The 23,923-nt window shown below is 67.6% G+C and carries 19 protein-coding genes; all 19 read left to right on the top strand.

Annotated elements, in window-relative coordinates:
- The first annotated feature begins 27 nt into the window (after positions 1 to 27).
- The 19 genes from AC3WTE_RS20860 (at position 28) to AC3WTE_RS20770 (ending at position 23,874) form a co-directional block, all read left to right on the top strand.
- Complete coding sequence (locus AC3WTE_RS20860; RefSeq protein ID WP_492440528.1) at positions 28 to 1,581, top strand: UDP-N-acetylmuramoyl-L-alanyl-D-glutamate--2,6-diaminopimelate ligase; 1,554 nt, start codon at positions 28 to 30, stop codon at positions 1,579 to 1,581.
- Entirely contained in the window at positions 1,578 to 3,077 is a 1,500-nt protein-coding gene (locus AC3WTE_RS20855) for a UDP-N-acetylmuramoyl-tripeptide--D-alanyl-D-alanine ligase (RefSeq protein WP_492440526.1), read from the top strand. Before AC3WTE_RS20860 ends, AC3WTE_RS20855 begins: the two co-directional genes overlap by 4 nt.
- Positions 3,074 to 4,153, top strand: coding sequence for a phospho-N-acetylmuramoyl-pentapeptide-transferase (mraY, locus tag AC3WTE_RS20850; protein WP_459369381.1), 1,080 nt, complete (start codon positions 3,074 to 3,076; stop codon positions 4,151 to 4,153). The genes AC3WTE_RS20855 and mraY overlap by 4 nt, the downstream gene beginning before the upstream one ends.
- Positions 4,154 to 4,219: 66 nt before the next feature.
- Positions 4,220 to 4,882: a DUF5642 family protein gene (locus tag AC3WTE_RS20845; protein WP_492440525.1), complete on the top strand. Its 663-nt coding sequence runs from the start codon at positions 4,220 to 4,222 to the stop codon at positions 4,880 to 4,882.
- 229 nt (positions 4,883 to 5,111) lie between these two features.
- Positions 5,112 to 6,827 carry a putative lipid II flippase FtsW gene (gene ftsW, locus AC3WTE_RS20840; protein WP_492440523.1) on the top strand — a complete coding sequence of 572 codons (1,716 nt, stop codon included), beginning with the start codon at positions 5,112 to 5,114 and terminating at the stop codon, positions 6,825 to 6,827.
- 94 nt (positions 6,828 to 6,921) lie between these two features.
- The gene (gene murG / locus AC3WTE_RS20835) at positions 6,922 to 8,022 is read left to right on the top strand and encodes an undecaprenyldiphospho-muramoylpentapeptide beta-N-acetylglucosaminyltransferase (RefSeq protein WP_492440521.1); all 1,101 of its coding nucleotides are present in this window, start codon (positions 6,922 to 6,924) and stop codon (positions 8,020 to 8,022) included.
- 38 nt (positions 8,023 to 8,060) lie between these two features.
- A complete protein-coding gene (gene murC, locus AC3WTE_RS20830; protein WP_492440709.1) occupies positions 8,061 to 9,470 on the top strand; it encodes a UDP-N-acetylmuramate--L-alanine ligase in 1,410 nt (469 codons plus the stop codon).
- On the top strand, positions 9,467 to 10,444 hold the full coding sequence (locus AC3WTE_RS20825; RefSeq protein WP_492440520.1) for a cell division protein FtsQ/DivIB: 978 nt from the start codon (positions 9,467 to 9,469) through the stop codon (positions 10,442 to 10,444). Before murC ends, AC3WTE_RS20825 begins: the two co-directional genes overlap by 4 nt.
- Positions 10,445 to 10,682: 238 nt before the next feature.
- Positions 10,683 to 11,858, top strand: a complete 1,176-nt coding sequence (gene ftsZ, locus AC3WTE_RS20820) for a cell division protein FtsZ (protein WP_492440518.1) — start codon at positions 10,683 to 10,685, stop codon at positions 11,856 to 11,858.
- Positions 11,859 to 11,900: 42 nt separating this feature from the next.
- Positions 11,901 to 12,611 carry a peptidoglycan editing factor PgeF gene (pgeF, locus tag AC3WTE_RS20815; protein ID WP_492440517.1) on the top strand — a complete coding sequence of 237 codons (711 nt, stop codon included), beginning with the start codon at positions 11,901 to 11,903 and terminating at the stop codon, positions 12,609 to 12,611.
- On the top strand, positions 12,608 to 13,420 hold the full coding sequence (locus AC3WTE_RS20810) for a YggS family pyridoxal phosphate enzyme (RefSeq protein ID WP_492440515.1): 813 nt from the start codon (positions 12,608 to 12,610) through the stop codon (positions 13,418 to 13,420). The genes pgeF and AC3WTE_RS20810 overlap by 4 nt, the downstream gene beginning before the upstream one ends.
- A gap of 65 nt (positions 13,421 to 13,485) precedes the next feature.
- Positions 13,486 to 14,136: a cell division protein SepF gene (locus AC3WTE_RS20805; RefSeq protein ID WP_492440514.1), complete on the top strand. Its 651-nt coding sequence runs from the start codon at positions 13,486 to 13,488 to the stop codon at positions 14,134 to 14,136.
- 134 nt (positions 14,137 to 14,270) lie between these two features.
- Complete coding sequence (locus AC3WTE_RS20800; RefSeq protein WP_492440512.1) at positions 14,271 to 14,564, top strand: YggT family protein; 294 nt, start codon at positions 14,271 to 14,273, stop codon at positions 14,562 to 14,564.
- A 270-nt stretch (positions 14,565 to 14,834) separates the two neighbouring features.
- Positions 14,835 to 15,632: a DivIVA-like cell division protein Wag31 gene (gene wag31 / locus AC3WTE_RS20795; RefSeq protein ID WP_492440510.1), complete on the top strand. Its 798-nt coding sequence runs from the start codon at positions 14,835 to 14,837 to the stop codon at positions 15,630 to 15,632.
- Between the two features lie 10 nt (positions 15,633 to 15,642).
- A complete protein-coding gene (locus tag AC3WTE_RS20790) occupies positions 15,643 to 16,131 on the top strand; it encodes a hypothetical protein (RefSeq protein ID WP_492440508.1) in 489 nt (162 codons plus the stop codon).
- Between the two features lie 352 nt (positions 16,132 to 16,483).
- A complete protein-coding gene (locus AC3WTE_RS20785; RefSeq protein ID WP_492440506.1) occupies positions 16,484 to 17,977 on the top strand; it encodes a nitrate/nitrite transporter in 1,494 nt (497 codons plus the stop codon).
- A gap of 117 nt (positions 17,978 to 18,094) precedes the next feature.
- Positions 18,095 to 18,814: a FadR/GntR family transcriptional regulator gene (locus AC3WTE_RS20780; RefSeq protein ID WP_492440504.1), complete on the top strand. Its 720-nt coding sequence runs from the start codon at positions 18,095 to 18,097 to the stop codon at positions 18,812 to 18,814.
- A gap of 6 nt (positions 18,815 to 18,820) precedes the next feature.
- A complete protein-coding gene (locus AC3WTE_RS20775) occupies positions 18,821 to 19,651 on the top strand; it encodes a sterol desaturase family protein (protein WP_492440502.1) in 831 nt (276 codons plus the stop codon).
- A 149-nt stretch (positions 19,652 to 19,800) separates the two neighbouring features.
- Positions 19,801 to 23,874 carry a bifunctional nitrate reductase/sulfite reductase flavoprotein subunit alpha gene (locus tag AC3WTE_RS20770; protein ID WP_492440500.1) on the top strand — a complete coding sequence of 1,358 codons (4,074 nt, stop codon included), beginning with the start codon at positions 19,801 to 19,803 and terminating at the stop codon, positions 23,872 to 23,874.
- Positions 23,875 to 23,923 lie beyond the last annotated feature (49 nt).

The following is a 23,923-nucleotide window of genomic DNA, read 5'->3' as shown; positions in this document are numbered from 1 at the left end:
TGCCCGTATCCGGCCCGGTACTGTGTCATGGCCATGTCTTCGCCTACCTTGCGCCCCGCTGACCCTGTCGGAGCCGCACTGGGCTTGTTGGCCGACCACGTCGGCGCAGCGCTGTCATCCGATTCGCAGGTCCGGGAGTTGCGGGTCACCGGCGTCACGCTGAGCAGCCGGGATGTCGTCGCCGGGGATCTGTTCGCGGCGCTGCCGGGATCGGCCGCACACGGTGCCCGGTTCGCCGCCGATGCGGTCGCTGTCGGCGCCGCGGCGGTGCTGACCGACGCGGCCGGCCTGGACCTGCTCGATGTCACCGTGCCCGTTCTCGTCCACCCCGACCCGCGTGCGGTACTGGGTGAAGTCGCCGCCGAGATCTACGGCCGGCCATCCGAGCGGTTGCGCGTCATCGGCATCACCGGGACCTCCGGCAAGACCACGACCACCTATCTGGTCGAAGCCGGACTGCGCGCCGCCGGGCGGGTGGCCGGTCTGATCGGCACCGTCGGCATCCGGATCGACGGCCGCGACCTGCCGAGTTCGCTGACCACTCCCGAGGCCCCGGCGCTGCAGGCGCTGCTGGCCACCATGGTCGAGCGTGGCGTGGACACCGTGGTCATGGAGGTGTCCAGCCACGCGTTGTCACTGGGCCGGGTGGACTCGCTGCGCTTTGCCGCCGGGGGTTTCACCAACCTGTCCCGGGACCACCTGGACTTCCATCCGACGATGGAGGACTACCTGGACGCCAAAGCCCGCCTGTTCCAACCGGATTCGCCCAACCATGCTGCCGTGTCGGTCGTGTGTGTCGACGACGACTGGGGCCGCCGGATGGCCGCCCGGGCCGCCGACCCGGTGACCGTCAGCACCACAGGCGACGCCAACTGGACCATCGCCGATATCGAGGCCGACCGCGGTGGTCAGCAGTTCACCGCTATCGGGCCCGACGGCGTCCGGCACGGGCTGCGGATCGGCCTGCCCGGCGGTTACAACGTCGCCAACGCGCTGTTGGCCGTCGCACTGCTCGACGCCGTGGGCGTCACCCCGGAGCAGGCAGCGCCGGGACTGGCCACCGCCAGCGTGCCCGGCCGCCTACAGCGCATCGACCGTGGGCAGGATTTCCTGGCCCTCGTCGACTATGCGCACAAGCCCGGCGCCCTGGAGGCCGTGCTGCAGACGCTGCGCCCGCAGACCCAGGGCCGGCTGGCCGTGGTGTTCGGCGCCGGCGGCAACCGCGACGCCGGCAAACGCGAACCGATGGGACGCATCGCCGCGGAACTCGCGGACCTGGTTGTGATCACCGATGACAACCCGCGTGACGAAGACCCCGACCTGATCCGGGCCACCATCGCGGCGGGTGCCGCCGACGGATCGGCCGAGGTGGTGGTGATCGGTGACCGGCGGGCGGCCATCGACCATGCCGTCGGCTGGGCCCGAGCCGGCGACACCGTCCTGGTCGCGGGGAAGGGACACGAGTCGGGTCAGACCCGCGCAGGCAGTACTCGTCCTTTTGACGATCGTGACGAGTTGGCCGCCTCTTTGGATCAGGTCCTGCATGCCGCGACCGTGAAGACTGGGGAGTCACCCGCATGATCGACCTGACCCTGGCAGAGATCGCCGACATCGTCGGCGGCGAGCTGTCCGACATCACCGCCGATGCCGCGGCGTCGACCCGGGTGACCGGGACCGTGGAGTTCGACTCGCGGGCCGTCACCGCGGGCGGGTTGTTCCTGGCCCTGCCGGGCGCCCGGTCGGACGGACACGACTTTGCCGCAGGCGCGGTGGCGGCCGGCGCCGTCGCGGTGTTGGCGGCCCGGCCGGTCGGCGTGCCGGCCATCGTCGTGAAACCTGTCGCCGGGCAGGTTGATTCATCCTCGGGTGCGCTTGAGCACGACGCCGATGGTTCGGGCGCCGCAGTGCTGGCCGCCCTGGGCAAGCTGGCCCGCGCGGTGGCCGACCGGTTGGCTGCCGGCGGACTGCGGATCATCGGTGTCACCGGCTCGTCGGGCAAGACGTCGACCAAGGATCTGCTGGCCGCGGTGCTGGCACCGCTGGGCGAAGTGATCGCGCCGCCGGGATCGTTCAACAACGAGCTCGGCCATCCGTGGACGGTGCTGCGAGCCACCCCGGACACCGACTTCCTGGTGCTGGAGATGTCCGCGCGGCACCCTGGGAACATCGCGGCCCTCGCCGCGATCGCGCCCCCGTCGATCGGTGTGGTGCTCAACGTCGGCACCGCACATCTCGGCGAGTTCGGCTCACGCGAGGTCATCGCGGCGACGAAATCCGAACTGCCGCAAGCGGTACCGGCCACCGGTGTCGTCATCCTCAACGCCGACGACGCCGCCGTGGCGGCGATGGCGGAGACCACCGCGGCCCGCGTGGTGCACGTCTCCCGGTCGCCCGGTGCCGATGTCTGGGCCGGTGACGTCAGCCTCGACGAGTTGGCCCGCCCCCGCTTCTCGCTGCATGCGGGGGACCAGCAGGTCGACGTCGCACTGGCGGTGCATGGTGATCATCAGGTGTCCAACGCGCTCAGCGCGGCGGCGGTGGCGCTGGAATGTGGCGCGACCCTGCAGCAGGTGGCCGACGCGCTCGCCGGCGCCGGACCCGTCTCCAAGCACCGCATGCAGGTCACGACTCGCGCTGACGGAGTCGTGGTGGTGAACGACGCCTACAACGCCAATCCCGATTCGATGCGGGCGGGTCTCAAGGCACTGGCCTGGATGGCCAAGTCGGCGCGCGCCGAGACCGGTGCGCCGGTGCGTAGCTGGGCGGTGCTCGGCGAGATGGCAGAACTGGGTGATGACGCGATTGCCGAACATGACAGCATCGGTCGACTGGCCGTGCGTTTAGATGTCTCACGACTGGTTGTCGTCGGAACCGGGAGGACTATGGGCGCCATGCAACACGGCGCGGTGATGGAAGGCTCGTGGGGCAGCGAGGTATCGCCGGTCCCCGATGCCGGTGCCGCGCTCGATTTGCTGCGCGCCGAGCTGGAGCCCGGCGATGTCGTGCTGGTCAAGGCCTCGAATTCGGCGGGGCTCGGCGCACTGGCTGAGGAGCTGGCGCGGGAGGGGCAAGCGTGATTCAGATCCTGTTCGCCGTCGGCATCGCGCTCGCGGTGTCGATCGTGCTGACGCCGGTGCTGATCCGGCTGTTCACCCGGCGCGGCTTCGGCCACGAGATCCGCGAGGACGGTCCGGCCAGCCACCAGAAGAAACGCGGAACGCCGTCGATGGGTGGCGTCGCGATCGTCACCGGTATCTGGTGCGGGTACCTGGGCACCCACGTGGTGGGTCTGCTGGTCGACGGCGAAGGGCCGTCGGCTTCCGGTCTGCTGGTGCTCGGCCTGGCCACTTCGCTGGGTGCGGTCGGCTTCATCGACGATCTGATCAAGATCCGGCGATCCCGCAACCTGGGCCTGAACAAGACCGCCAAGACCGTCGGGCAGCTGGTGTCCGCCGTTCTGTTCGGCGCTCTGGTGCTGCAGTTCCGCAACGCCAACGGTCTGACACCGGGGAGTGCCGGCCTGTCCTACGTGCGCGAGATCGCCACCGTCACCCTGGGCCCGCTGCTGTTCGTGTTGTTCGTCGTGGTGCTGGTGAGCGCGTGGTCCAACGCGGTGAACTTCACCGACGGTCTGGACGGCCTGGCCGCCGGCGCCATGGCGATGGTCAGCGCCGCATACGTGCTGATCACGTTCTGGCAGTACCGCAACGCGTGCGCCACCAGCCCGGGGCCGGGCTGCTACAACGTCCGCGATCCGCTGGACCTGGCACTGGTCGCGGCCGCGACGGCGGGCGCCTGCATCGGCTTCCTCTGGTGGAATGCCGCGCCGGCCAAGATCTTCATGGGCGACACCGGCTCCCTGGCACTCGGCGGCATCATCGCCGGCCTGTCGGTGACCAGCCGCACCGAGACGCTGGCCATTGTGCTGGGCGCCCTGTTCGTCGCCGAGGTCACCTCGGTGGTGGTGCAGATTCTCGCGTTCCGGACCACCGGTCGCCGGGTGTTCCGAATGGCGCCGTTCCATCATCACTTCGAGCTGGCCGGCTGGGCCGAAACCACCGTGATCATCAGATTCTGGTTGCTCACCGCCATTGCCTGCGGGCTCGGGGTGGCACTGTTCTACAGCGAGTGGCTCTCTGCCGGTGGCCGCTAGACACGGCTCCCAGCCAACATCCAGCAGGTGCGCCGGGGGGCCGGTAGCCGCTGTTAGGGTCGCGCCATGAATGTCGAGAAATACCTGGTCGGGCCGGTTGTCGTGGTGGTTGGTGCGGCGTTGCTCGCCGGCTGCGGCGGCTCGGACAGCAAGTCCGGAGGCAGCGAGGCCGCGGCGAAGTACGACATTTCGAAGGTCGGCGGCGCCAAGTCCAGCCTGCCGCCGGGTTTTGACCCCATGGATCTGGAGCGGGACACCGTCACTCAGGAGAAGCTCGACGCGCCCGGTGTCGGCGCACTGACCACGACGCCGCCGTCGGTCGTCACTCCCGCCGAGTGTGCGTCGCTGCTCAAGCCGCTCGCGCCGGCCGGCGTCGGAGCCAAGACGGCGGGCTTCATCGGCAGCGACCAGGAGGCCCACACCATCATCGTCATGGCGGCGGAGGCCGATAAGACCGTCGGCGAACTCGGCCACTCCGGCTGCGATCACCTCACCGTCGATACGACCGACGGTGTCACCGCGACGGTCGAACGCGTGCCCGGTCCCGAGATCGCCGGCGCAAAGACCATGGGTGTGCAGGCGCACATCACCGCCAATGGCAAGGCCATCGAGGAAACCACCTATACCGCAGTCCTGGGCGACAAGACGGTTGCCGTCGTGCAGGCCGACATCGACCCGCAGGTCGCGAAGGACGTGCTCGTCAAGACCGTTGCGGCAATGAAGAGCTGACCCGCGCCCCGGGTTCCCCGGGGCGTGCACCCAGGTCATCGATCCGGGATGACGTACCGGCCGCGCATTCGTGAACGTCGTGATGTCACAAGTTCCTGGCAAATCACCCCATTCCGGCGACACGCGCCGGATGTGCCGCGCCCGACGACGGTGACAGGGGAGGATTTTGGGATGCAAGGGACAGTTGTGGTTTTCGTGACCAATGTGAATAACGAGGTCGGGTAGTCACATGCCGGATATCCTTGCGAAGCTCCGCCGGAGCAAAGCCGGCCCGGACGGCGCCGACGACTCGACGCCGGCCGACGGCGCCACCGCTTCGGACGGTGGCCAGCCCGCCAAAGACGCCGCCCAGCCCGCCGCGCCCACGCGGCAGGGTCCCCGGGCGCGGTTCGGGGCCTGGCTGAGCCGGCCGATGACATCGTTCCACCTGGTCATCGCATGCGCGGCTTTGCTCATCACGCTGGGCCTGACCATGGTGCTCTCCGCCTCGGGCGTGCACTCGTACGACGAGGACGGCTCGCCCTGGACCATCTTCGCCAAGCAGGTGCTCTGGACGGTCATCGGCCTGTTCGCGTTCTACATCGCGCTACGTCTACCCATCTCGTTCATGCGCCGGATGGCGCTGCCGGCCTTCATCGTCAGCCTGGTGTTGATCGCGTTGGTGCTGATCCCCGGCATCGGCCACCTGTCGAACGGTGCCCGCGGCTGGTTCGTCGTCGCCGGTTTCTCCATGCAGCCGTCCGAGCTGACCAAGATCGCCTTCGCGATCTGGGGATCGCACCTGCTGGCGACGCGCCGCATGCAGCACGCCGGCCTGAAAGAACTGCTGTTTCCGCTGGTACCGGCGGCGGTGCTGGCCCTGGGCCTGATCGTCGCCGAGCCTGACCTCGGCCAGACGGTGTCGGTCGGCATCATCCTGCTGGGCCTGCTCTGGTACGCCGGCCTGTCGCTGAAGATCTTCGCCACCTCGCTGCTGGCGGCGGTCGGCGCGGCCGCGATGCTCGCGGTGTCCGCCGGTTACCGCTCGGACCGCGTGCGGGCCTGGCTGGATCCCGACTCCGATCTGCTGGGTATCGGATACCAGTCCCGCCAGGCCAAATACGCACTGGCCAATGGCGGCATGTTCGGTGACGGCCTGGGGCAGGGGACCGCGAAGTTCAACTACCTGCCCAATGCGCACAACGACTTCATCTTCGCCATCATCGGCGAAGAGCTGGGGTTCGTCGGCGCGGTGGGCATGCTGTGCCTGTTCGGCCTGTTCGCCTACACCGGTATGCGGATCGCCCGCCGGTCGGTCGACCCGTTCCTGCGGCTGCTGACCGCCACCACGACGCTGTGGGTGGTCGGCCAGGTGTTCATCAACGTCGGTTACGTGCTCGGCCTGCTGCCCGTGACCGGCATCCAGCTGCCTCTCATCTCTGCCGGCGGAACAGCAACGGCCACAACACTTCTGCTGATCGGCCTGATCGCCAATGCGGCGCGTCACGAGCCTGAGGCGGTGGCCGCGCTGCGGGCCGGTCGCGACGACCGGATGAACCGGATCCTGCGACTGCCGCTGCCGGTGCCGTATTCGCCGACCGACCCGGACTCGGCCCGGGACCGGGTGCGCGGCCGTGCCGACAAGCCCGTTCGCAAGCCTGCCGCCCGGCAGACCAACCCCGCCAAACCGGCAAAGCCCACGAAATCGGCGCGACCCACCCGTCAGGCCGGTAGGCGGGAACCGCCCGCCAGGCAGCGCCGGGCCGACGCCCCGAGGCGGACGCGACGAGCCGAGGAACCGGACCGGCGCGCGGACCACAGCCGCAGCAAGCGCGGCAACCCCGTACCGGGCGACGGCGCCGGACGGCGCGCAAGGCAAAATGGTGACCTCAAGGGTCAACAAAGACGTGACCCGCGCCGGTCGGACCCACGGGTTCGCACATTGGAAGGTCAGCGGTACGGGTGAGTCAGGATTGGGTGTGAGTTCGGACGGAGGCGAGCGGAGCGACGGGGAAAGGCCCGGAGGCGAGCGGAGCGACGGGGAAACCCGGAGCATCTCGGTGGTTCTGGCCGGAGGCGGCACCGCAGGTCACATCGAGCCCGCGATGGCGGTCGCCGACGCCTTGGTGGCGCTGCGCCCCGACGTCCGGATCACTGCCCTCGGCACCGCCCGTGGGCTGGAAACCCGCCTGATCCCCGAGCGTGGCTACGACCTCCAGCTGATCACCCCGGTTCCGTTTCCGCGCAAGCCTTCTGCTGACCTGGCCCGGCTGCCCATGCGGGTCCGCGCCGCGGTTCGCGAGACACGTGACATCCTCGACTCGGTCCAGGCCGACGTCGTCGTGGGTTTCGGCGGCTATGTCTCGCTGCCCGCCTACCTCGCCGCCCGCGGCGGTGGGCTGCGCCGGCGCCGCACGGTTCCGGTGGTGGTGCACGAGGCCAACGCCAGCGCCGGCTGGGCAAACAAGGTCGGCGCCCGTTCGGCGCGCCGGGTGCTGGCCGCGGTGCCGGATTCTGGTCTGCGGCGCGGCGAGGTCGTCGGCATCCCGGTGCGGGAGTCGATCACCTCACTGGACCGGGCCGCGCTGCGCGCGCAAGCCCGGGAATTCTTCGGTTTCGCCCCCGACGCCCGCGTCCTGCTGGTGTTCGGCGGCTCCCAGGGCGCGCAGTCGCTGAACCGCGCCGTGTCCGGAGCGGCCAAGAACCTCGCCGCACAAGGCGTTGCGGTCCTGCACGCCTACGGTCGCAAGAACACCTTGGAGTTGCCGGAGCCGGCGCCGGGCAGTCCGCCGTATATCGGTGTGCCGTACCTCGACCGCATGGATTTGGCCTATGCCGCAGCGGATCTGGCGATCTGCCGGTCCGGGGCCATGACTGTCGCCGAGGTCAGTGCGGTCGGTCTGCCCGCGGTCTACGTACCGCTGCCGATCGGCAACGGCGAGCAGCGACTCAATGCACTCCCGGTGGTCGATGCCGGCGGCGGCCTGTTGGTCGACGACGCCGAGCTGACACCGGACTTCGTCACCGAACGGATCGGAACTTTGATGGGCGACACCGCCGCACTGGATCAGATGACGACGGCGGCTGCACTGGCCGGCCATCGCGACGCGGCCCGGCAGGTGGCGCAGATCGCTCTTGATATCGCAGCGGGTATCCGGTGACGGCGCGCGAGCTGCCGCCCGAGCTGGCTCGGGTGCACATGGTCGGTATCGGCGGTGCCGGCATGTCCGGCATCGCGCGGATCCTGCTGGACCGTGGCGGCCAGGTGTCGGGCTCGGATGCCAAGGAGTCGCGTGGGGTCGCGGCGCTGCGGGCGCGCGGTGCCGAGATCCGGATCGGGCACGACGCGTCGTCCCTGGACATGCTGCCCGGCGGTCCGACCGTCGTCGTCAGCACACACGCCGCCATCCCCAAGGACAACCCCGAACTGGTGGAGGCGCAGCGGCGGGGCATCCCGGTGATCATGCGCCCGGTGGTACTCGCCAAGCTGATGGACGGCTACCGCTCGGTGCTGGTGACCGGCACCCATGGCAAGACCACAACGACCTCGATGGTCATCGTGGCGTTGCAGCACAGTGGTTTTGATCCGTCGTTCGCCGTCGGTGGCGACCTGGGCGAGGCCGGCACCAATGCCCACCACGGCAGTGGTGACTGCTTCGTCGCCGAAGCCGACGAGAGCGACGGTTCGCTGCTCGAATACACCCCCGACGTCGCGGTCGTGACCAACATCGAGGCCGATCACCTGGATCACTTCGGCAGCGTCGAGGCCTACACCGCGGTGTTCGACGATTTCGTGGCCCGGTTGCGTCCCGGCGGTGCGCTCGTGGTGTGTGCCGACGACCCGGGCGCGGAAGCCCTGGCCCAGCGGTCGATCGAGCGTGGGGTCCGCGTGCTGCGGTACGGCATGGGCAGTGCACAGCGCACGGATCTGGAAGCGACGTTGCTGACCTGGCAGCAGCAGGGCACCGGCGGGGTGGCCGCCGTCCAGCTGGCGGGCGAGCCGCACCGCCGCGGCATGCGGCTGTCGGTGCCGGGCAAGCACATGGCACTCAACGCGCTGGCCGCGCTACTGGCGGCCCGCGAGGTCGGCGCCGATCCCGAGGTCGTGCTCGACGGCCTGACCGGGTTCGAAGGCGTGCGGCGGCGCTTCGAGGCCGTCGGAACCGCTTATGGCGTCCGGGTTTTCGATGACTACGCACATCATCCCACCGAGGTCCGGGCGACCCTGGAAGCGCTGCGGGCCGTGGCCGGTACGTCGCGGTCCATCGTGGTGTTCCAGCCCCACCTGTATTCGCGGACAAAGACTTTCGCGAAGGAGTTCGGCCAGGCACTCGACCGTGCGGACGAGGTGTTCGTGCTTGACGTGTACGCCGCACGCGAGGCCCCGATGGCCGGGGTCAGTGGCGCGAGCATCGTCGAACACGTCTCGGCCCCGGTGCATTACGTGCCGGACTTCTCGGCGGTCGCCGAGCAGGTGGCGGCCAAGGCCGGTCCCGGTGACGTCATCGTCACCATGGGTGCCGGCGACGTCACCCTGCTGGGACGCGAAATCTTGACCGCACTCGAGGTCAAGGCCGACCGCGCCGCTCCGGGACGGCCCACGCCGTGACCGTGGAGGATGGCTCGGGGGAGCCGGATCCGGTTGTGACGCAGGACAACACGACCGAAGACGTCGCACCTGAGGCGGCCGAGCCGGACACCGCGGCAGCAGAACCCGCAGCCGAGGACAGCGCGTCGGATGCCGCGGCGGCTGATCCCGCGTCACCGGACTACGAAGGGCCCCGTCGCCGCGCCCGCCGGGAGCGGGAGGAACGGCGGATCGCGCTGGAACGGGCCAGGGCCCTGGAGCAGGCGCACCAGGAAGCCCGGCGCCGGGCGGCCGGCCTCTCGGAGCAGCCCAAGGCGCCCACGCGGGGCGTCATCCGTGGCTTGAAGCTGTTGTTGTGGTCTGCGGCGGCGGCCGTGCTCGCGGTCACGTTGGGGCTGGTGCTGTACTTCACGCCGATCATGGCCGTCCGGCACACGGTGGTAACCGGCGTGACGACCCTGACCGAGGACGAGGTGGCGGCGGCGGCCGCGGTCAAACCGGACACGCCGCTGCTTCAGGTCAACACCGATGCGGTGGCCGAAAGGGTCGCCACCATCCGGCGTGTGGCCAGTGCCCGGGTGCAGCGGGAGTACCCGTCGACCCTGCGCATCACGGTGGTGGAGCGGGTTCCGGTGGTGGCCAAGGACTATCCGGACGGCCCACACCTGTTCGACCGGGACGGGGTGGATTTCGCGACCGAGCCGCCCCCGCAGGGCGTGCCGTACCTCGACGCCGAGAATCCCGGGCCGAAGGATCCCGCGACGCTGGCCGCCCTCGAGGTGTTGTTGTCGCTGCGCCCCGAGGTGTTCAGCCAGGTCGCGCGGGTCGGAGCGCCATCGGTCGCCGGCGTCACCTTGACCCTGGACGACGGTCGTGAGGTCATCTGGGGGACCACCGACCGCACCGAAGAGAAGGCGCTGAAGTTGGGGGCACTATTGACCCAGCCGGGGCACACCTATGACGTGTCCAGTCCTGATCTGCCGACTGTGAAGTAGCTCATCGAGTTTCATCGCTCAGCTCGGCCAATCCATATTCCCCGTCGCTGCGCTCGCCCCGGGCCGAAGAAAAATCGCGTGAACTCTCGGCGCGCCTGCACGGCTGCGGCGCGGCCGCCCCCTACCGTTCTGTTTGCGCGGAACAACTTGACATAACTCTAACCCTATGGTTGAGGTTTAGGGTTTTGATTCGAGAAGTTTTGCTCAGGACAAACCGAGCCAGGGAGGAAGACGTCAGATGACACCCCCGCATAACTACCTCGCCGTCATCAAGGTGATCGGCGTCGGCGGCGGCGGCGTCAACGCCGTCAACCGCATGATCGAACAGGGCCTTCGTGGCGTCGAGTTCATCGCTATCAACACCGACGCCCAGGCGTTGCTGCTGAGCGAGGCCGACGTCAAGCTCGACGTCGGTCGCGACTCGACCCGTGGCTTGGGCGCCGGCGCCGACCCCGAGGTCGGCCGCAAGGCTGCCGAAGACGCCAAGGACGAGATCGAGGAGCTGCTGCGCGGCGCCGACATGGTTTTCGTCACCGCAGGTGAGGGTGGTGGCACCGGCACCGGTGGCGCGCCCGTCGTCGCGTCCATCGCGCGCAAGCTCGGCGCGCTGACCGTCGGTGTGGTGACCCGCCCGTTCTCCTTCGAGGGCAAGCGCCGCTCGAACCAGGCCGAAACGGGTATCCAGGCACTTCGCGAAAGCTGCGACACCCTGATCGTCATCCCCAACGACCGGCTGCTGCAGATGGGCGACGCCGCCGTTTCGCTGATGGACGCGTTCCGCAGCGCCGACGAGGTGCTGCTCAACGGTGTTCAGGGCATCACCGACCTGATCACCACCCCGGGTCTGATCAACGTCGACTTCGCCGACGTCAAGGGCGTCATGAGCAGCGCCGGCACGGCGTTGATGGGCATCGGCTCGGCCCGCGGCGACGGTCGCGCGCTCAAGGCCGCCGAGATCGCCATCAACTCGCCGCTGCTCGAGGCCTCGATGGACGGCGCCCAGGGTGTGCTGATGTCGGTGGCCGGTGGCAGCGATCTGGGTCTGTTCGAGATCAACGAGGCCGCGTCGCTGGTGCAGGATGCCGCGCACCCCGAGGCCAACATCATCTTCGGAACCGTCATCGACGATTCCCTGGGTGACGAGGTTCGAGTCACGGTCATCGCGGCTGGTTTCGATACCGCCGGTCAGAGCCGCAAGCCGGTCACCTCGGCGGTGCCGGGTGCCGCGGCGGCGCCGGCCACGGGCGGCGCGCACCGGGCCCAGACCTTCTCGGCCGCCAGCGCGGGCAAGCTCGGTGCCTTCGGGACCGACCCGGGCAGCGTGCCGGCGGCGACCAACGGTGTGACGGTGAGTGTGGGCGGTCGTGGCGACGACGACGACGATGTCGACGTGCCGCCGTTCATGAAGCACTGACGATGGCCGAGTGACTCGGGTACGCATGATAAATCTGGAATCGTGACGTTCCGTATCCGCAGAGTGACTACGACGCGTGCGGGCGGGGTCTCGAAGGCCCCGTTCGACACGTTCAACCTGGGTGACCATGTCGGCGACGATCCGAAGGCCGTGGCGGCCAACCGGACTCGGTTGGCCGAGGCCATCGGGCACGGCCCGCTGGTGTGGATGAACCAGGTCCACGGTGACCATGTCGAAGTTGTCGAAGGTCCTGGAACTGGAGCCGGGGGAGCCTACGACAACACCGACGCTCTGGTCACCGCGACGCCGCGGCTGCCGCTCACAGTGATCACGGCCGACTGCGTGCCGGTGCTGTTGGGTGATGCGCGCGCCGGTGTGGTGGCGGCCGTGCATGCCGGGCGGGTCGGTGCGGCGGCCGGCGTCGTGCTGCGGACGGTCGAGGCCATGCAGAAGCTCGGCGCGCAGATCGCCGACATCTCGGTGCTGCTCGGCCCGGCGGTCAGCGGACGCAACTATGAGGTGCCCTACGAGATGGCGGACGACGTGGAGGCCGTGCTCCCCGGCAGCATCACCACCACCGCGCGCGGCACTGTGGGTCTGGACCTGCGGGCAGGCATCGCCAAGCAGTTGGCGGGGTTGGGCATCAAAGCCATCGACGTCGATCCGCGCTGTACGGTCGACGACCCGAATCTGTTCAGTCACCGACGTGGCGCCCCGACCGGGCGGCTGGCGTCGGTGGTGTGGATGGAATGACCAGCGCGCCGCGCGAGGCTGAACTGGCCGCGTCGCTGGCCAGGATTCAGGCGCGAATCGACGCTGCCGCGGCAGCGGCCGGCCGGGATCGGGCCGACATTGAATTTCTTCCGGTGACCAAATTCTTTCCCGCGGCCGATGTTGTTGCGCTGTATGGATTGGGGTGTCGGGCATTCGGCGAATCGCGGGAGCAGGAAGCCGCAGCAAAGGTAGCCGAAGTCACCGAAGCCTTGGCGGCGCTGTCCAACAAGAAATTGATCACAGCGCCGGGCGAATTGTTGGATTCGTCATCGAACATAGAGTCGAACAATGCAATTCGGTGGCACATGATCGGCCGAATTCAACGCAACAAAGCGCGGGCCGTGGCGGGTTGGGCGGCAGTGGCGCATTCGGTCGATACCGCGCCGTTGATCGCCGCGCTCGCCCGTGGCGCGGTCGAGGCACTGGATCAAGGTCGCAGGTCGGAGCCGTTGCGGGTATACATCCAGGTCAGCCTCGACGGAGACCCGGCCCGCGGCGGGGTGCCGGTAAGCCGCCCCGATCTGATCGATGAATTGTGTGCCGCCGCGCACACCGCTCCGGGCCTGGGTTTGGCCGGTCTGATGGCCATCCCGCCGCTGGCCAGCGACGCCGACGCAGAGTTTGCGCGCCTGGAGGCCGAATTGCTCAGGGTCCAAACGCAATACCCGCACCGGCTGGGGCTGTCCGCGGGCATGTCGAATGACCTCGAAGCTGCGGTGCGACACGGGTCAACGTGTGTGCGTGTCGGTACCGCGCTAATGGGACCGCGTCCTCTAACGTCACCATGAGTAGTCACTCCAGTCACACTTACATCACAGTCACCAGAGACCACATTCTTAGCTAGGGGCATCCGATGAGCACACTGCACAAGGTCAAGGCCTACTTCGGTATGGCGCCGATGGACGAGTATGACGACGAGTACTACGACGACGAAGAGCGCCCGGCGCGCGCCTACGCGGCCCCGCGTCGGCCCCGTGAGGAGCGCTTCGAGGACGACGACTACGGCCGTGGTGAGCCGCGCGGTTACGACGACCGCCTGGGTCGCGAATACGGCCGCGAAATGGAAAGCGCCCCAATGGGTTACCGCGGTGGCTACGACGAGATGCCGGCCCGTGGCCCGCGGGAGTTCGAGCGTCCCCGCTTCAACACTCTGCGTGGTGCCACCCGCGGTGCCGTTGCCATGGAGCCCCGCCGCATGGCCGAGCTGTTCGAGGCCGGCAGTGCGCTGGCCAAGATCACGACGCTGCGGCCCAAGGACTACAGCGAGGCCCGCACCATCGGTGAGCGCTTCCGCGACGGCACCCCGGTGATCATGGACCTGGTGTCGATGGACAACGCCGACGCCAAGCGCCTGGTCGACTTCGCCGCCGGCCTGGCTTTCGCGCTGCGCGGCTCGTTCGACAAGGTCGCCACCAAGGTCTTCCTGCTGTCGCCGGCCGATGTCGACGTCAGCGCCGAAGAGCGTCGTCGTATCGCCGAGGCGGGCTTCTACAGCTACCAGTAGCACCCCTGCTAGCACCGAGTAGCTCTACGCAAGACCCCTTCGGCCCCCCGGCCGGAGGGGTCTGCGTTATGTAGGCTCGTCTTCAAGCGCCGACATCAGTCGGCGCTTTTCCCGCGCTAGTGAGGTCTGTTGCATTGACCCTGTTCTTCGACATCCTGGGTTTTGCGCTGTTCGTCTTCTGGCTGCTGTTGATCGCCCGCGTGGTGGTGGAGTTCATCCGCGGATTCAGCCGGGACTGGCAGCCCAGGGGACTGACGGTGGTGATCCTCGAGGGGATCATGACGGTGACCGATCCTCCGGTGAAGCTGTTGCGGCGCTTGATCCCCCCGCTGACCATCGGGCCGGTCCGGGTCGATCTGTCCATCGTGGTGCTGCTGATGGTGGTGTTCGTCGGCATGCGGCTGTCTTTCGATCAGGTCGGGGCCTGAGCGCGACGTTCCTCTGACCTGCAGAAGCGCATTAACTACATTTATGTAATTAATGCGCTTCTTTCGTTTTGGTCAATTGCGACGGGCGTCGGACAGTAGCTCGCGAAATTCCAATGAAACATTGAAATTCGTTCTTAATTCCGGCCCTCGCCTGCAACCGCCGGGTCTGCTGTGACAGGATGGACGCCAGTTACTCCACGATCGCTCTACACTTTGATCGCTCTACACTTTTGACACCGATTGACGGTCCAGACTGCAAGGGGGCAGAAGATGCCGCTAACTCCGGCTGACGTCCACAACGTCGCATTCAGCAAGCCGCCGATTGGCAAGCGCGGTTATAACGAGGATGAGGTCGATGCATTCCTCGATCTCGTCGAGACCGAGCTGACCCGGCTGATCGAAGAGAACAGCGATCTGCGGCAGCGGGTCGCCGAGCTCGACGCCGAGGTCCAGTCCGCGCGCACCGGCCAGCCGGTGGCGGCTCCCGTGTTCACCAAGCCGGAGCCGCAGCCCGAGCCCGTCGCGGCGCCCGCTCCGGTGGCCGCTCCCGTGGCCGCACCGGTCGGCGAGGACCACCACGTCCGCGCGGCCAAGGTCCTGAGCCTGGCCCAGGACACCGCCGACCGCCTCACCGGCTCGGCCAAGGCCGAGGCCGACAAGACCCTCGCCGACGCCCGCGCCCAGGCCGATGCTCTCGTCAGCGACGCCAAGCACACGGCAGAGACCACGGTCGCCGACGCCAAGGCGCGCGCCGAGGCCATGCTGGCCGACGCGCAGACCCGGTCGGAAGCCCAGCTGCGTCAGGCCCAGGACAAGGCCGACGCCCTCCAGGCCGACGCCGAGCGCAAGCACACCGAGATCATGGGCAACATCAACCAGCAGCGCACCGTGCTGGAAGGCCGCCTCGAGCAGCTGCGCACCTTCGAGCGCGAGTACCGCACCCGCCTCAAGACCTACCTGGAGTCCCAGCTCGAGGAGCTCGGCCAGCGCGGCTCGGCCGCGCCGGCGGACTCGTCGGCCGGTGGTGAAGGTGCTGGCTTCGGCCAGTTCAACCGGGGCAACAGCTGACGGCTGAACAATGCTGATCATTGCCCTGGTCCTTGCCCTCATCGGCCTGACGGCGCTGGTGACCGCAATCGTCACCAGCAATGAGCTGATCGCCTGGGTGTGCATCGGCGCCAGTGTCATCGGGGTCCTGCTGCTCATCGTCGATGCGCTGCGGGAACGCTCGCGCGGCGGTGCGGCTACTTCCGAGGCCGAGGCCGATGCCGCCACAGTGGGCGCCGAGGACTACCCCGAGGACGAGACCGAAGCGGAGCCGGAAACGGTTGTCGCCGAAGCGGTTTCGGAGGACGAAACTAAAGCTGACGAGGCTGAGAGCGAAGTAGCTGAGGGTGATGAGCCCGTGGCCGAAGAAGCTGTCGACGAGGCGCCGGAAGAAGCCGCAGAACCCGAGGCTGCCGAGGAGGCCGAGGAAGCCGGCGAGTCCGCGGCTTCCGATGCCGACGACGCTGAAGTCGCCGAAGGCACCACAGATGCCAAAGCGGACGAGGCCAAGAAGGCCTGAGCCCCGGCGTTCCCAGTTTCAATCGAAGTCACCGCCGCGACGGGTTCCCGTCGCGGCGGTGCTTGGTTTCAAGGTCAGCTGCGCGACCGCTGAGAAGCGCGTTGACCCTGTACATCCGGTGCGTGTTACTCGCAGAAGTACGCCCTGAATTCAGGGTCAGCAGGAGGGCCGCGCCGGCGCCCGGGTTATTTCGTGCTTGTTGCGGCGATACGACGGCTGTGAATCGCGCCGGTCACGCGGGCCCGCGAGGGTAAATGAGCCCCTCTTGACTTTGCTGACATCGAAGGGCAACAGCTGCGGAATCGCGCGCCCGTACATATGTAGCCAACCAATTACTGAACTGGGAGGCTTCGTGAGTCTGTTGAGTCGAAACCGCGACATCGAGCACTGGGATGCTGAGGATGTTGCTGCGTGGGATGCCGGCAACAAGGACATCGCCAAGCGGAACCTGATCTGGTCGATCTTCGCCGAGCATGTCGGCTTCTCGGTGTGGAGCATCTGGTCGGTGATGGTGCTGTTCATGCCACAGGCGGTCTACGGCATCGACGCGCTGGGCAAGTTCGTGCTCGGGGCCGTCCCGATCGCGGTGGGTTCGTTCATGCGCATCCCGTACACCATCGGGCCGGCGAAGTTCGGTGGCCGCAATTTCACCATCTTCAGCGCGTTGATGCTGGCCATCCCGTGCGCACTGACCATGTACTTCATGATGCATCCGGGTACGTCGTACACGACGTTCCTGATCGTCGCCGCGGTTGCGGGTTTCGGTGGCGGTAACTTCGCGTCATCGATGACCAACATCAACGCCTTCTACCCGCAGCGGCTGAAGGGCTGGGCGCTCGGCTTGAACGCCGGCGGCGGCAACATCGGTGTCCCGGCCCTGCAGATCATCGGCCTGGTCGTCATCGCCACACTCGGCAACCGTCGCCCTGAGGTCGTCTGCGCCATCTACCTGGTCCTGCTGGCCGCCGCGGCCATCGGTGCCGCGCTGTTCATGGACAACATCCAGGGCCAGAAGTCCAACCTCTCGGCGATGGTCGAAGCCATGAAGTTCCGGAACTCGTGGGTGATGTGTTTCTTGTACATCGGCACGTTCGGCTCGTTCATCGGCTTCAGCTTCGCGTTCACCCAGATCCTGAACATCAACTTCACCGCGCAGGACGTCGCACCGCTGCTGGACAAGTACCACGTCGCATCGGTCGCCAAGCTGCCCAAGGAGGCTGCCAAGGAGCTGGCCAAGGCCAACTTCGATGCGTCCATCCACACCGCGTGGATCGCGTTCCTCGGCCCGTTGCTCGGCTCGATCTCGCGTCCGTTCGGCGGCAAGCTGGCCGACAAGATCGGCGGCGGCAAGATCACGCTCTACACGTTCGCCGCGATGACGGCCGTCACCGCCGTCCTGGTCGCGGGTGGCATGTGGGATGACGCCACCAAGGGCCCGGCGACCGGCGCTCAGATGGCTCTCTACATCGCGGCGTTCATGGTGCTGTTCATCCTGACCGGCATCGGTAACGGCTCGACTTACAAGATGATCCCGTCGATCTTCGAGGCCAAGGCGCAGAGCAAGGACGAGCTCGGTGCAACGGAGAAGATGCTGTGGTCGCGCAGCATGTCCGGTGCCCTGATCGGCTTCGCCGGTGCCGTCGGCGCGTTCGGTGGCGTGCTCGTCAACGTCGTGCTCCGGACGTCCTATGCGGGTCCGTCGCACTCGGCGACCACCGCCTTCTGGGTGTTCCTCGCCTTCTACGTGGTGTGCGGCGTCGTCACCTGGTTCGTGTTCCTGCGCCAGCCGCACCTGCGGGCAGCGACGGGGGAGCACGTCGGCCGGGAAGTTGTACCTGCGACCTGAGCGGTCGTTGACCGGAATGCCCCGCGGGAGTTTCCCGCGGGGCATCTCCGTATTTGTGACCCAGATTACTGGTCCAACCAGTTGACCAGTAATCCGTCGACCCTCGATCATCGGTACATGGACATCGCACCCGTTTCGCGCGCGGCGGTCAGTGATGCGGTCTTCGCGCATCTCGTCGAGGAAATCCTGTCCGGACGCGTTGCGGTGGACGAGGCTCTGCCGTCCGAGCGTGAGCTGGCGCTGGCCTTCGCGGTGAACCGGCACGCCATCCGGGAAGCGCTCAAGCGGCTGCAGCAGGCCCGACTGGTCCGCATCAGCCACGGCGGTAAGACCCGGGTCCAGGATTGGCGTCAGACGGCGGGTTTGGACGTGCTCAGTACGCTCGCTGCCACCGGCGCGGTGCCGGCGCTGCAGATCGCGCGCGACATCATGGTCATGCGCCGGTCGGTGGCCGCCGATGCGGCCCGGTTGTGCGCGCTGAACGCCACGGACGGCGAGCTGGCGGCGATCACCGCCGCGGCCGCGGCGTACCCGCCGGAACGCACCGACGAATCCATTGCCGCTGATCTGGCGTTCTGGACCGCGGTGATCGACGGTAGCGGCAACCTCGCTTACCGGCTGGCGCTGAACACTCTGGTTGCGGCGTTCGCCGACATCGGCTTCGGCGTGATCGCCGACCTCGGCACGGCGGCCGAACTCGTCGACCGTGACGCCCACATCGCGCTGGCCGAGCACCTCGTCGCTCGCGACGCCGACGCCGCGCACCGCGTGGCGGACGAGCTGCTGGGCCGGGTAGTCGACACCCTCTCTGCCACTGATGCTTCCGGTGAGGAGTAAGCCCAGATGTTCGATCTGATCCTGCACGCGATCCCGGTGTTCGTGATCTGCCTGGTGCTGGAGGCGCTGTCCTTCCGCTTCCTGCCGGACGACGACGAGGTCGGGTACGAATTCCGTGATTCCCGAACCAGTCTCACCATGGGCATCGGCAACGTCATCATCAACATCGGCTGGAAGCTGGTGGTCCTGGCGGCGTACAGCGCGGCGTACCTGGTGGCGCCGGTGCACCTGCCGGCCGGCAACCCACTGACCTGGATCGCGCTCTTTCTCGCCGACGACTTCCTCTATTACTGGTACCACCGCACCCACCACACGATCCGGGTGTTCTGGGCCAGTCATGTCGTGCATCACTCCAGCGAGCACTACAACCTGTCCACCGCGCTGCGGCAGACCTGGACGCCGTTCACCGCACTACCGTTCTGGTTGCCGTTGGCGTTCCTCGGATTCTCGCCGTGGATGATCCTGCTGCAGCAGTCCGTCAGCCTGCTCTACCAGTTCTTCATCCACACCGAACGCGTCGGAAAACTCTGGCGGCCAATCGAGTTCATCATGGACACCCCGTCGCACCATCGCGTCCACCACGGTTCCAACGCGCAGTATCTGGACACGAATTACGGTGGCATCCTGATCATCTGGGACCGGTTGTTCGGCAGTTTCGAACCGGAAGCCGAGCGCGTGGTCTACGGTCTGACCAAGAACATCAAGACGTTCAACCCGGTTCGGGTCGCCACGCACGAATACACCGCCATCTGGCAAGATGTGCGCGCGGCCCGCAGCTGGAAACAGCGCTTCGGACACGCGTTCCGCGGCCCGGGCTGGGCCCCGGAGAGCGCGTAACCCGGGTCGCAGGTTTCCGGCATATTTCCACCATGATTCCGGCATGAAACATATTGCGCACCAAAGCTTACTGCTCATGTGAGCTCGGGTTGACGCGTAGTACATAGTCGCGCAACGGTTGCGGAATTGACGGCCCGTAGAACTGTCTCATGACCGCTTCCGGAGCACACACCACGCGCACCGCGTGCTCCTATTGCGGTGTCGGTTGTGGCATTTCAGTCGAGACCCGTACCGACCAGGGCACCGGTTTGCCCGTCATCGCGCGCGTGTCCGGAGACCGGCTGCACCCCACCAACTTCGGGCGGCTGTGCACCAAGGGGGCCACCCATGCGGAGATGATGGGTGCCGACGACGGCCGGCTCACCACGGCGTTGGTGCGACGCAACGACGAGATGGTCAGCGTCACGACTGACGACGCCACTGCCGAAGCCGGCCGCCGGCTGCGGGCCATCATCGACGAACACGGTCCCGACGCTGTGGCGCTGTATGTTTCGGGCCAGATGACCATCGAGGCCCAGTACCTGGCCAACAAACTGGCCAAGGGCTTCATCCGCACCGTACACATCGAATCGAACTCGCGGCTGTGCATGGCCAGCGCCGGTACCGGCTTCAAGCAGTCGCTCGGCGCCGACGGCCCGCCCGGTTCGTACACCGATTTCGATTCTGCGGAGCTGTTTTTCGTCATCGGCGCCAACATGGCCGATTGCCACCCGATCCTGTTCCTGCGCATGGCCGACCGGATGGCCAAAGGCGCCGGGCTGATCGTCGTCGACCCGCGCCGCACCGCGACCGCCGACAAGGCCGATCTGTTCCTGCAGATCAAGCCCGGCACCGACCTGGCGCTGCTCAACGGCCTGCTGCACCTGTTGGTCGAAGGCGGTGCCATCGATCAGGAATTCATCGCCGAGCACACCGAGGGCTGGGAGGCCATGCCCGCGTTCCTGGCCGACTATCCGCCCGCCAAGGTCGCCGAGATCACCGGTATTCCCGAAGCCGACATCCGCCGTGCCGCCGAGATGATCGCGGAGGCGGGGGAGTGGATGTCGTGCTGGACCATGGGCCTGAACCAGAGCACCCATGGCACCTGGAACACCAACGCCATCTGCAACCTGCACCTCGCGACCGGCGCCATCTGCCGCGCCGGCAGCGGCCCGATGTCGCTGACCGGCCAGCCCAACGCCATGGGCGGCCGCGAAATGGGTTACATGGGACCCGGTCTGCCCGGGCAACGCGCCGTCACGTCGGCCGAGGACCGCGCGTTCGTGGAAGAGCAATGGGAGCTCGAACCCGGGACCATCCGCACCGACGTCGGCCCCGGCACCATCGAGATGTTCCGGCAGCTGGGCACGGGCGACATCAAGGCCGTGTGGATCATCTGCACCAATCCCGTTGCCACCGTGGCCAATCGGCAGACCGTCATCGACGGGCTGCAGGCGGCCGAACTGGTGATCACGCAGGACACCTATCAGGACACCGCGACCAACGCATACGCCGACATCGTGCTGCCGGCCACCTTGTGGGCCGAGGCCGAGGGCGTCATGGTCAACTCCGAGCGCAACCTCACGCTGCTGCAGCAGAGCATCCCGGCGGCCGGCGACGCGCGGCCCGACTGGGAACTGATCTGTAATGTGGCCCGGCACATGGGCTTCGGCGACGAGTTCGACTACAAGTCCAGCGAGCACGTGTTCGCCGAGATCCGGCAGTTCGCCAATCGCCGCACCGGCTACGACCTGGGCGGCGTGACCTACGAGCGGCTGCGCGAAACCCCGCTGCAATGGCCCTGCCCGCCCGACGGGGGCGATCGGAACCCGACCCGCTACGTCAATGACGGGGTCAGTCAGGACCTGTTCGTCGACGCCGACGGACATCAACCGCGGCTGGCCTTCCCGACACCGTCGCGGCGGGCGGTGTTCCACGCCCGTCCGCACATGGACGCCGCGGAACTACCCGACGACGAATTCCCGTTGGTGCTGAACACCGGTCGGCTGCAACACCAGTGGCACACCATGACCAAGACCGGGAAGGTGGCCAAGCTCAACAAACTCAACTGGTCTCCGTTCGTGGAGATTCATCCGACCGATGCGGCGGAGGTCGGTATCGCCGATGGTGCGTCTGTCGAGATCTCGTCGCGACGCGGCACGGCCGTCTTGCCGGCACTCCTGACCGACCGGGTGCGTCCGGGCAACTGCTTCGCGCCGTTCCACTGGAACGACGTGCAGGGCGATCGGCTGACCATCAACGCGGTGACCAACGATGCGGTGGACCCGGATTCGCTGCAGCCCGAATTCAAGGTATGCGCCGTGCGGTTGGCGCCGGTCCTGAGCGAGACCGAGACAGCAGCGCCGGTCGCGCCCGCTGCGACCTCCGGCGTCGCCGTCGCCCATCCGTTGGCAGCGGCACTGGGCCTGGGCGGTCCGCCTACTCTCGACGAGACCGAAAAGGCCTATCTGGCCGGATTCTTCACCGGCGTCCAGCATGCCACCGGGGTGCCGGTATTGCCCGAATCAGCGCCCGTCAGCGGCATCGTCCGGCTGTGGGTCAACGGGGCACTGGCCGGCGCGCACAGTGTGTCGGCCCCCGCCGCGGCGACCCGCGCCGTACCGGCGCCCGCGCCGTCGGGCCCATTGGTGCTGTGGGCTTCGCAGACCGGCACCGCCGAAGAATTCGCGGCCGGTCTGGCCGCGAAGATCACCGGGGCCAGATTGCAGGTGCTGGACGACACCGCGCTGGAGGAGGTCGCCGCCGCAGACGAAGTCCTGGTCGTGACAAGCACGTTCGGTGACGGCGGGCCTCCCGACAACGGCGCGGACTTCTGGGCGCGGCTGAGCGCCGCCGATGCGCCGGACCTGAGCGGGGTGCGGTACTCCGTGCTGGGGATCGGTGACCGTGCGTACGAGAATTTCTGCGGCTACGCCAAGTCCTTGGACGGCCGGCTTGCCGAGCTGGGGGCCACCGCGCTACTGGACCGCGCGGACTGCGAGGCCTACGACGACGAACCGCTCGCCCAGTGGGCCGACGCCGTTGTCGAATTGGCCGCGACGGACCGGGCCGCCGTCTCTCCTGAAGCATCGGTTGTCGCTCCCGCGGTACCGGCCGCCCCCGCCAACCCTTCCTCCAAGACCGCCAAACCGTTCACCCGCAACAACCCGCTGCCTGTTCCGCTGTGCCGCAACACGCTCCTGACCGCCGGCGGCGCGAAGGAAGTACGCCAGATCGGATTCGACCTGACAGGGCACGACGTCAGCTACGGCGTCGGCGATGCGCTGGGCGTGGTCGTGGCGAATGCTCCGGAAGCGGTGAGCGCCTGGCTGACCGCGACCGGGCTCTCCGGCGATGAGATCGTCGAGATCGCCGGCGCGGAAACAGCTTTGCGTGATGCACTGACCACGTCGTACGACATCTGCAAGGTGTCGCCGACCCTGATCAACTTCCTCGCTGAGCGGCACGGCGCCAAGGTTCTGCGGGCGCCCCGGGAAGAACGCGAGCGCTGGCTCGATGGCCGAACCGGCCTGGACCTCGTCGAGGAGTTCAAGGTCCGCGCGGAACCCGAGGAATGGCGAGATGCGTTGGTGCGCCTCGCACCACGTTCGTACTCCATATCGTCCAGCCCGCTCGTCAGCCCCGACGAGGTGCAACTGACCGTGTCGGTCGTGCGGTACCAAGGTGCGCGCGGCGGCATACGGCACGGCGTCGCGTCGACGTACCTGGCCGACCGTGCCGCGACGGTGCCGGTGTTCCTGCAGGCCGCTCCCCACTTCCGGCCGCCCGAGGATGCGCTGACCCCGATGATCATGGTCGGCCCCGGCACGGGTGTCGCACCGTTCCGCGGGTTCCTGCACGAGCGGCGGGCGCTGGGGCACACCGGCCGCAACTGGCTCTTCTTCGGTGACCAGCACCGGGCCGAGAACTATTACTACCAGGACGAATTGGAGGCCTTCGCGGCCGACGGCCTGCTGACCAGGCTGGACACCGCGTTCTCCCGGGACCAGCCGCGCCGGGTGTACGTGCAACACAAGATGCGCGAGCACGGCGAGATCCTGTGGCGCTGGCTCGAGGACGGCGCGCATTTCTACGTGTGCGGTGACGCGGCCCGGATGGCCAGGGACGTCGACATCACGCTGACCAACATCATCAGGACGCACGGCGGCATGTCGGAATCGGCGGCGCACGACTACAAGCGCGAGTTGATCGCCGACAAGCGCTACGTGCGCGACGTCTACTGAGCCGTCGGTCCAGGCGGTCCGCCCGTACCGCTGCACACCCGGCCGTTTC

The sequence above is a fragment of the Mycobacterium sp. FW102-FHT13B02 genome, from assembly GCF_058790275.1.
This window is presented reverse-complemented; position numbering and strand designations above follow the sequence as displayed.